This window comes from Gemmatimonadota bacterium, from assembly GCA_026702745.1.
Classification (GTDB): Bacteria; JAAXHH01; JAAXHH01; order JAAXHH01; family JAAXHH01; genus JAAXHH01.
Genome location: JAPPBT010000072.1, coordinates 50675 through 60419 on the forward strand (window position 1 = coordinate 50675; position 9745 = coordinate 60419).

The following is a 9745-nucleotide window of genomic DNA, read 5'->3' on the forward strand; positions in this document are numbered from 1 at the left end:
AACATGTGTAATGCATCCCTATTCACAGGTCAATAACAATCACATTGAAGCCGGCTGTGGGGACCGGTAATTGCCTTGACACCCTACCCCTCCGGGTCTATATTGGGATGTTCGATTCGAGGCGGCGTAGCTCAGTTGGTCAGAGCATCGGAATCATAATCCGAGTGTCCGGGGTTCGAATCCCTGCGCCGCTATGTTCCATGGCCTTTCTGCACTCGGAAGGCCATTTTCATTATGTCTCCCCCCGCTGATCCCCATGCGCGCAACGCGCGATTCCTCATGCCCGATACATTTGAACATAAGATCGAGACCAGGATCCGGCGCCACGGGATGATCAGGGCGGGCGACCGGGTGATCGCCGCGGTCTCCGGCGGCGCGGACTCGGTGGTCCTCCTGCACGCCCTGCACGGCCTCCGGGACAAGTTGGACATGGAACTGGGGGCGGCGCATCTCGACCACGGCCTCCGCGGCGGGGAAGGGCGGGAAGACGCCGCCTTCGTCAAGGACTACGCGGCGTCACTGGGCCTGCCCTGCGTCGCGGAACGGGCGGACGTCGCCGCCTACTGCCGGGAGAACGGCTGTTCCGTCGAGCAGGGCGCGCGCGAGGTACGGTACGGATTCCTGAAAAGGGTGCTGCTGGACCAGGATGCCGATTCCGTGGCAACCGGCCATACAGCGGATGATCAGGCCGAGACGGTGTTGATGCGGCTCCTGCGCGGCAGCGGCAGTTCGGGCCTGTCGGCTATCCGCCCGGTCAGGGACGGGTGGATCATCCGGCCGCTGCTGGACGTCACCGCCGGAGAGATCGCCGAATATGTACAGAAGCACGGCTTGTCCTACCGGACCGACCGCACCAACGAGGACCAGGACGTGCTCCGCAACCGGATCCGACACCACCTCGTACCCCTGCTGCAAAGGGAGTACAATCCCCATATCGTACAGGGGCTGTCGCGCCTCGCGGACGTGACGCGCGGCGAGGCGGAGTACCTGGATGCAAAGGCGACGACATTTCTCGCCAATCATGCCCGGCGCGAGGACGGGAATGTCCTACGGCTGGACCTCGATGCCTGGACGAACGCGGCGCCTGCCCTGCAGCGGGTCCTGGTCCGGCGCCTGGTCCGGACCCTGGGTGGCAACGAGGAGCGGCTGCGTTTCGACCAGGTGGAAGATACCCGTGCATGGATCGGACGGGGCCCGGTCGGGCAAATCCAGGAACTGCCCTGCGGGGTCCGCATGGAATGCCGCACGTCCGAACTGGTTATGTGTCGAGGCCTGTTAGCGCCTTTCCGACTGAATCTGGAGGTTCCCGGGAAGGTGGAGTTACCGGACACGAACCTGTCGATCCATGTCGCGGAGGGGTCCGCGCAAACCGCGCCCGACGCCACGGCGCACCGGGCCGTTTTCGATGCGGCGGCCGTGCGCCGGCCGTGGACCGTGCGTTCCCGCGAACAGGGCGACCGCATGTCGCCATTCGGCCTGGCTGGACACAAGTCCCTGAAGAAGCTGTTCAACGAATGGGACGTGCCCCGGCTGTTGCGCGACCGCGTGCCGGTCGTCACGGACGGAACGCAGATCCTGTGGGTGGCGGGCTACCGGCAGAGCAACGAGGGGCTGGTCACCGGGAAGACGCGCCGCGTGATGGTCGCCGAGCTTAAGGTGAAAAACCCGAAGTGATGAGAATCCTGCTCACCGAAGAACAGATCGCGGAGAAGGTGAAAAGCCTCGGGGCACGCCTTTCCGCGGACTACCGGGAGAAGAACCCGGTACTCATCGGATGTCTCAAGGGGGGCGTGGTCTTCCTTGCCGACCTTATGCGGGAAATCACGATACCTCTCACCATCGACTTCGTACGCGCTTCAACCTATGGGACGGGGCAGGTTTCCGCCGGCGTCGTAAAGGCCGATATCTTCGATGTGAACATCCGCGGACGGCACGCCGTAATCGTGGAGGACATCGTTGACACGGGGCTGACGCTGGGCTATCTTACGGAAGTGTTGACGAAGCAGGAACCGTTGTCCCTGAAGGTATGCGCCTTGCTGGTCAAACCGGGGGCGGAACGCGCGCCCGTTTCGATCGATTATCGGGGTTTCGACATACCGGGCGATTTCGTCGTAGGGTACGGCCTCGACTGGGGCGAGCGGTACCGGGACCTGCCGTACGTCGCCGTGGTCGATGAACAGGATGCCTGAGCGTGGGGGCATGCGGGCGTGAATACGGCCTCGCATATCCTCACGCTTGTTTATTGGAGTAGCGCACAGTCAGTCGGAACGGGCAAGGTCAAATGACGAACACCGGGCAGCACAGAGAAGGGTCGCGGGAACGACGCCCCGATCCACCTGGCCAGGGCCGCGGCAACCGGCAGCAAGCGCCGGGCCAGGGCCGCGGCAACCGGCAGCAAGCGCCGCGCCGGACCCGCACCATCGTCATGTGGGTACTTCTGGCCCTGCTGTCGGTGGTGCTGGTACAGTTCTTCAGCCGGAACCGGTCCGACGGGATGGAAATCGGATACTCCACGTTCCGGGACCACCTGGCCAACGGGAACATCCTGAGCGTGACGATTCTCGAAAAGACCATCGTCGGCGAATTCAGGAACGGGGTCAGTACACCCGTCCCCGGCAGCCGGGAATCCATGGAGACCCGATTCAAGGTCGAGATTCCTTTCGAAGACACGGAACTGATCGATGAGCTGGTGCGGAAAGACGTAACGATCACCGCACGGCCGAAGTCGAGTCCCTGGTATACGCACCTGGTCACCTGGTTTCCGCTGCTCCTCATCATCGGCCTGTGGATCCTCATCTTCCGGCAGATGCAGGGCGGCCAGAAGGGCCTCTTCTCCATGGGGAAGAGCCAGGCCAGGCTATCGGGAGAGCGCGAAGGCGTCAAGTTCAGTGAAGTGGCCGGCGTCGAAGAGGCGAAGCGCGACCTGCAGGAGGTCGTGGCGTTTCTCAAGCATCCGGACAAGTTCAGCCGGTTCGGCGCGCGCATTCCGAAAGGCGTGCTCCTGCTGGGTCCGCCTGGCACGGGAAAGACCCTCCTGGCCCGCGCGGTTTCCGGTGAAGCGGGCGTTCCCTTCTTTACCATGAGCGGCGCGGATTTCATGGAGATGTTCGTGGGGGTCGGCGCGTCCAGGGTGCGGGACCTGTTCAAACAGGGCAAGGAGAACGCGCCGTGCATCATTTTCATCGACGAGCTGGACGCCGTGGGCCGCCACCGGGGCGCGGGCCTGGGTGGCGGGCACGATGAAAGGGAACAGACGCTGAACCAGTTGCTCGTGGAAATGGACGGTTTCGAGCCGAACAGCGGGGTCGTCCTCATCGCCGCCACGAACCGCCCCGACGTGCTGGACCCGGCGCTGCTCCGGCCCGGACGGTTCGACCGGCACGTCACCGTGGACCGGCCGGACGTCCGAGGGCGGGAGCAGATCCTGGAAATCAAGGCGAAGGACAAGCCGCTTGCGGATTGCGTGAACCTTAAGACCATGGCCAGGCTTACATCGGGCATGTCGGGCGCGGACCTGGAGAACATCATGAACGAGGCGGCACTGCTCGCCGCGCGGGAAGATCACAAGCGGATCGCCATGTCGGACCTCGAACGGGCCAGGGACCGCATCGTCATGGGCTCGGAACACCAGCTGGTCATGTCGGAAGAAGAGCGCAGGACCGTGGCCTACCACGAAAGCGGCCACGCCCTGACTGCCGCACTGATCCCCGAGATCGACTCTCCACACAGCGTCACCATCATTCCCCGAGGGCAGGCGCTCGGGATCACCTATTCCATTCCGGAGGAAGACCAATACCTGTATTCGGAAGCCTGGTGCCGGGGCCAGATCGCCTGCCTGCTGGCCGGCCAGGTGGCGGAACGCATCGGAGTCGGCGACACGTTCAACGGTGCCGGCGACGACATCAAGCGCGCCACGGATCTGGCGCGTCACATGGTCTGCGGCTGGGGGATGGGAGAACTCGGCCCTCTTGCCCTCGGCAATCAGGAAGGGGAAGTGTTCCTGGGCCGGGAACTCACCCGGAAGCGGGATTACAGCAACAAAACGGCCGTGAAGGTCGACGAGGACATGAAGAGGATCCTGGATGCCTGCCGGCAGCGCGCGGAAACCATCATTGCGAAGCGGGCAGACGTCCTGCACCGGATGGCCGAGGCCCTGCTCGAACATGAGACGCTGGATCGGGGGCAGGTGGAACAACTGCTCGCGGGCAAACCGCTGGCGCCGGCCGTCCAGCGCGAAGCCGCATCGACGCAGGACGCGAAGGATGAAGCCGGGCAGGCGGAGGAGACCCGGACTGACGAGGACAAAGCGCCGGCCCCCACGCCTTTCAAGGAGCCTCCCCTGGCCGCCCCCGGAGTCTGATTGTGGATGATGAACGGGTCATCGAGGGTGACGGGTTTCATTGGGACTGTTCGCAACGCACGCGCATCATGGGCGTCCTCAACGTCACGCCGGATTCCTTCTATGACGGCGGCCGGTACTGGGACCCATTAACTGCCGTACGGCACGGCCAGCGTTTGGCCGAAGAGGGCGCGGACGTCATCGACGTGGGCGGAGAATCCACCCGGCCGGGCGCGGAACCGGTCGGCCTGGAGGAGGAACTTAGGCGGGTCATTCCCGTCATTGAAAAATTGAAGGACCGGATCGAGCAGCCGGTGTCCATCGATACGCGTAAGGCGGAGGTCGCCCGCAGGGCAATTGACGTCGGGGCTCGCATGGTGAACGACGTCAGTGGCTTGACCGCCGATCCGGATATGACCGGGACGGTCGCCGCAGCAGGAGTTCCCGTGGTGATCATGCACACGGCGGGCACACCGCGGGACATGCAGCGGAATCCCGGTTACCGCGATACCGTGAACGAAATCGTCGCGTGGCTGGACGCACGCATAGAACACGCCGTGGCGCACGGCATCCGGAGATCGCGGATCATAATCGATCCCGGCATCGGCTTCGGCAAACGGCTCAGCGACAACCTGCTCCTGATCCGGTCCCTGGCGTCATTCCAGCGTCTGAATCGCCCCATTCTGGTCGGCCCGTCGCGGAAGTCCTTCATCGGCCGTGTGCTCGACGTGGAGAAAGACGACCGGATGGAGGGCACGGCGGCCGCGGTCGCGCTTGGCGTCGCCAACGGCGCCAGCATCGTCAGGGTACACGACGTCAGGGAAATGAGCCGCGTGGTCCGCATGACCGACGCGATCTGCAAGGCGCGACAGGAGTAGGCGTCCACAGAAAACAAGGCCATCCATCTTCCATCATGACCATAGACATCGTTATCCTGGGCTCCGGTGGCGCCATACCGACCCTGACGCGAAACCTGCCGTCCGTGGCCGTCCAGTGCGACGGCCGCGTGTTCCTCTTCGACTGCGGGGAAGGCACGCAGACGCAAATGGTCCGGGCGAAGTTGCCCCTGAGCAAGATCGAACGGATCTATGTTTCCCATCTGCACGGCGACCACGTGATGGGACTGCCCGGTTTGCTGATGACCATGGGGCAGATACCCAGAGAACGGGCCCTGAACATCCACGGGCCTCCGGGCATTTCAGAGTTCGTGGAAGGCAACCGTCGATTTCTGGGCCACCAGTGCCCCTTCCCCGTGATCGTCACGGAGACCAAAGGCGGCCTGGTCTCCGAGGACGACACGGTCTTCGTCGAGGCCGTACCCGTGGATCACAGCTGCTTTACGCTGGCCTTCGCCTTCCAGGAGAGAGCGCGTCCCGGTCAGTTCCAGGTCGAGGAAGCGCGGCGGCTGGGCATACCGCCGGGACCGCTCTACGGGCGGCTGCAGGCCGGTGAAGACGTGAAGCTGAGGGATGGACGGGTGATCAAGCCCGAACAGGTCCTGGGTCCCACCCGGCGGGGCCGGAAGATCGTATACGCCACGGATACCCGGCCGTGCGACCAGGTGGAGTCGCTCGCTCTCGAGGCGGACGTGCTGATCCACGACGGCATGTTCAGCGACGACCTGCGGGCGCAGGCCCGACAGAAGCACCACTCGACGGTCGTGCAGGCCGCCCGCATCGCCCGGCGCGCGAAGGTCGGCAACCTCGTGCTGACCCATATCAGTTCCCGCTACATGCAGGATGGGCCGCTGGCCGCCGAAGCGCGCAAGGTCTTTCCCGCCACCCGCGTCGCGCGGGATCTCATGGAATTCAACGTACCCATGTATAAATGAGGCCGGCCCGGTGAGTGTAGCCTATCCGGCCTGTTCGGCGCGGGTGCAGGCGCAGGCCCTGCCCATGGGTTACTCCGCGGCCTCGCGCTGGACGGCCTCCCAGGCCGCCAGGCCCCCGACCAGATCCATCACGTCCGCGATACCGTTCCGCTTCAGGATGCTGGCCGCCATGGCGGAACGATAACCGCCGGCGCACTGGACGACCACCGTGGTGCCGGTGGGGATCTCGCCCAGTCGTTCATCCAGGTGGTTCAGGGGAACGTGGAGGCTGCCCCGGATGGACCTGGCGGCGCGTTCCTGGCTGGTCCGGATGTCGAGCACCAGGGGCGGGCGTTCCGAGTCCAACTGGTCCCGGAGCGCCGCCGCGGTGATGCGGTCGGTCCGGCCAAGCAGGTCGGGCCGTTCATCCAGTGCGTGCATGCCGCCCTTCAGATATCCCGCGATATGGTCGAAGCCGATGCGTCCCAGACGCAGGGCGGATTCCTCCTCCGCGCCCGATTCCGTGACCAGCACGATCGGCCGGTCCCGCGGCAGCAGGGTGCCCGCCCAGCTGGCGTACTGGCCTCCGAGGCCGATGTTGATGCTCCCCTTCAGGTGCGCGCCCTCATAGTCCGCGGCGTCCCGCGTGTCGAGCAACTGGGCGCCGTCTTCCACCTTGCGCAACACCTCCTCCAATGAAAGGGGGTTCAGGTTGCGCTTCAGCAGATGATCCAGCGTTTCGTGTTCCTGCGCGTTGAACGCGGCGTCGTAGGTGAAGTACGAAGGTGCCTCGGGCTGGTCCGTCGTGATGAGGCGGGTAAAGGTCTCCCGGTCCATGGGCTGCAGGGCGTAGTTGTACTTCTTCTGATCTCCCATGGTGGACACCGTGTCCGTACTCAGGTTCTTGCCGCACAACGAGCCGGCGCCGTGTGCGGGATAGACGAGCGTCTCGTCCATGGTCGCCGGAATCAGCTTCCCGTGGAGGGAATCGTAGAGCAGGTCGGCGAGGTCCTCGGCCTTCCAACCGAGCGCGGCCCGAAGGTCCGGACGGCCCACGTCGCCGATGAACAGGGTGTCCCCGGTCAGCACGGCGTAAGGTGAGGCCGCCCCATCGGGATCGAAGACCAGGATGCAGACGGACTCGGGAGAATGCCCGGGCGTCTCGAGAAACGCGAGCCGAATCCGGCCCAGATCCATGCCGCCGCCGTCCCTCATCGGCTCGAAGGGGTAATCCGCCTCGGCGCGCGCCCCGAGGTGGATCATGGCGCCGGTGCGGTCCCTCAGTTCCAGGTGGCCCGCGGCAAAATCCGCGTGGAAGTGTGTCAGGAAGACATGTTCGATGGTCATGTTCCGGGCTTCGGCTTCTTCGATGTACTGGCCGATGTCGCGCTGCGGGTCCACGACGGCCGCGACGCCGGAGGATTCGTCCCCGAGGAAATAGGACGCGTGGGCGAGACAGCCCAGGTAGTACTGGTTGAGTATCATGTCGGACTCCTTCCCTAGCTCCGGCCTGCCGTGGTTCGCCTCGGCTTCCCTGGCTCCGTCTTGCCGTGGTTCGCCTCGGCTTCCCTGGCTCCGGCCTGCCGTGGTTCGCCTCGGCTTCCCTGGCTCCGGTCACCGCTTCACGGTCTCCGGGTAGGCAGGGCAAGCCCCGGCTGGTCTTCCGCCAGGTAAAAGGTGATGGAGGAACTCATCACCTGGTCGCCCCGCCACGAACGATAACCCAACGCGTTCGGCTCAAGCGCCGATCCTTTAAGGTAGGGCTTCCACACCTGCGCGCGCTGCCGGTGCCACAGGAACACGCCGGCCACGTCTTCCACCAGCAGTCTTTCGGCTTCCCTGTACAGTGAAATCCGGCGGTTCGGATCCCTGACCTCGGCCTCGGCCTCGGTCATCAGTTCGTCGAAAGCGGCGTTGTTCCAGTTGTGCCGCCCATTCGACCGCCAAAGTCCCAGGAGATTGCTGGGATCCACGAAATCGAATTCGTAGGGTACCATTCCGAAGGCCAGGGTGTGGTTGTTCAGGCCGTCCATGAAGACCTTGTTCTCCACGTTGCGTACTTCGACCTCTATATTCAGGTTCCGCTGCAGCATCGCCTGGATCCCCTCTGCCGCGTCCCGGTGCATGACGATCTCGTTCCGCAGCCACATGTCCAGTTCGGGAATGCCGCGGCCATCGGGATACCCTGCCTCCGACAGCAGCTTCCGGGCGCGTTCCGGGTCATAGCCCTGGCTTTCCGCATAAGCACCGTCGGAGTATGCCGGAAATCCGGGCGGCAGCATGGCGTAGCCGGGTATGGCGAAGCCTTTCAGCGCGGAACGGCATATGGCGTCCCGGTCGATAGCGAGACTCAGCGCGAGCCGGACCCGCCGGTCGTTGAACGGTGGCTGCGTCGCGTCGAAAAACAGGTAGTGGGTCCAGAAATTGGGCCAGGTATGGACCTGGTCGCTTATTGCGTCATCGGAAAGGAGGCGGGCAAGTTCCGCCTGGTTCTCCACCTCGGTGAAATCGATCTCTCCGGCCTCGTATGCCGGTATCCTCGGAGGCGGCGTGGTCAGGTTGAACATCTTGTAGATCAACCTTTCCAGATAGGGCTTGTCGACCCCGCGGTACATGGGATTGGCCTCGTAGACCATCCGCTCGCCCTTTGTCCATTCCACCATGACGAAGGGGCCGGAAGACACGCAGGTCTCCGGCCGGGTGGACCACGTGTCGCCATACTTGCGCACCGAATGTTCGGGCGATACCCACGAGTAGGTCAACAGCAGAGGCAGGTGGGGCGTGGTCTCTTCGGTCGCGATGTGGAGGGTCAGATCGTCGGAAGCCCAGACACCCAGGGAGTCCACCGGCACCGTGCGGGCGACGACGGCCTGCCAGTTCCGGATCGGCTGGTAGTACCACCCGAAGTCGTAGGCGTTTTCCGGATCTGCGCCGCGGCGCAGGGAGAAGACGTAGTCGTGTGCCGTAAGCGGCCGGCCGTCGCTCCACTGCAGCCCCGGCCGCAGGTGGAAGGTCCAGTCCAGGCCGTCATCCGACACCTCCCATCGTTCCGCCGCGCCGCCCCGCAACTCGAAATTCCGGTTGGTGCGCGTCAGGGGTTCGGCGATGATGTATTTCCCCGCGGCGCCCTTGTAAACCGTCCGGAACCACTCGTTATAGGGCCGTGACTCGGAGAAGACGCGAATAACCTGCTGTCCGGGAGGAAGGGCGTCCCCGGGGAGCGGTACGCCGATGGAATTGACGTAGCGCGGTTCGGTGTCGGCGAGGAGCGTATCGATCAGGCCGTAGGCCGACCAGGCCAAACCCGCGACGAGGATCAGTAAGCTCGAACGCCTTGGTATCGAAAAGCCGGTCTTGTTTCGCATGATGCACCTGCCATGGGGCGGGCAGCCCTACTCGTTCATCCGCGGGTCGAGGGCGTCGCGCAGGCCGTCGCCGATGAGCGAGAATCCAAGCATGACAAGGGCGATCATGAATACCGGAAAGAGGGCGAGGTGCCAGTAGTAGATCACGTTGGGCAGATGGCTGCTGACCATCTGTCCCCAGCTCGGCGTGGGCGGGTTGATGCCCAGTCCGAGGAAGCTTAGTCCCGCCTC

General features: G+C 64.3%; 8 protein-coding genes and 1 tRNA gene. 6 read left to right on the top strand and 3 right to left on the bottom strand.

Annotation, left to right across the window (positions count from 1 at the left end; genetic code table 11):
• Positions 1-120: 120 nt before the first annotated feature.
• The 6 genes from OXH56_12590 to rnz all read left to right on the top strand — a co-directional run bounded on the left by OXH56_12590 (position 121) and on the right by rnz (position 6170).
• Positions 121-194 (top strand) — tRNA-Met (locus OXH56_12590).
• Positions 195-234: 40 nt separating this feature from the next.
• Positions 235-1674 (top strand): tRNA lysidine(34) synthetase TilS, encoded by a 1440-nt coding sequence (tilS, locus tag OXH56_12595; GenBank protein MCY3556145.1) that lies wholly within the window; start codon positions 235-237, stop codon positions 1672-1674.
• Entirely contained in the window at positions 1674-2189 is a 516-nt protein-coding gene (gene hpt / locus OXH56_12600) for a hypoxanthine phosphoribosyltransferase (GenBank protein MCY3556146.1), read from the top strand. Before tilS ends, hpt begins: the two co-directional genes overlap by 1 nt.
• A 92-nt stretch (positions 2190-2281) precedes the next feature.
• Positions 2282-4360, top strand: a complete 2079-nt coding sequence (gene ftsH, locus OXH56_12605) for an ATP-dependent zinc metalloprotease FtsH (GenBank protein MCY3556147.1) — start codon at positions 2282-2284, stop codon at positions 4358-4360.
• Between the two features lie 2 nt (positions 4361-4362).
• Entirely contained in the window at positions 4363-5217 is an 855-nt protein-coding gene (gene folP, locus OXH56_12610) for a dihydropteroate synthase (protein ID MCY3556148.1), read from the top strand.
• Between the two features lie 35 nt (positions 5218-5252).
• On the top strand, positions 5253-6170 hold the full coding sequence (gene rnz / locus OXH56_12615; protein MCY3556149.1) for a ribonuclease Z: 918 nt from the start codon (positions 5253-5255) through the stop codon (positions 6168-6170).
• A gap of 69 nt (positions 6171-6239) precedes the next feature.
• Here rnz and OXH56_12620 read toward each other — a convergent pair whose 3' ends face one another.
• The 3 genes from OXH56_12620 to OXH56_12630 all read right to left on the bottom strand — a co-directional run.
• Positions 6240-7634, bottom strand: coding sequence for an MBL fold metallo-hydrolase (locus OXH56_12620; GenBank protein MCY3556150.1), 1395 nt, complete (start codon positions 7632-7634; stop codon positions 6240-6242).
• A 137-nt stretch (positions 7635-7771) separates the two neighbouring features.
• Positions 7772-9514, bottom strand: a complete 1743-nt coding sequence (locus OXH56_12625) for a peptide ABC transporter substrate-binding protein (protein ID MCY3556151.1) — start codon at positions 9512-9514, stop codon at positions 7772-7774.
• A gap of 27 nt (positions 9515-9541) precedes the next feature.
• The coding region (locus OXH56_12630) for an ABC transporter permease subunit (GenBank protein MCY3556152.1) at positions 9542-9745 on the bottom strand (204 nt) is incomplete at its 5' end.

Excerpts from the sequence above, each read along its gene's own strand:
- tilS (MCY3556145.1), top strand. The coding sequence starts at position 235 with ATGTCTCCCCCCGCTGATCCCCATGCGCGCAACGCGCGATTCCTCATG.
- OXH56_12620 (MCY3556150.1), bottom strand. The coding sequence starts at position 7,634 with ATGATACTCAACCAGTACTACCTGGGCTGTCTCGCCCACGCGTCCTAT.
- rnz (MCY3556149.1), top strand. The coding sequence starts at position 5,253 with ATGACCATAGACATCGTTATCCTGGGCTCCGGTGGCGCCATACCGACC.
- hpt (MCY3556146.1), top strand. The coding sequence starts at position 1,674 with ATGAGAATCCTGCTCACCGAAGAACAGATCGCGGAGAAGGTGAAAAGC.
- OXH56_12625 (MCY3556151.1), bottom strand. The coding sequence starts at position 9,514 with ATGCGAAACAAGACCGGCTTTTCGATACCAAGGCGTTCGAGCTTACTG.
- ftsH (MCY3556147.1), top strand. The coding sequence starts at position 2,282 with ATGACGAACACCGGGCAGCACAGAGAAGGGTCGCGGGAACGACGCCCC.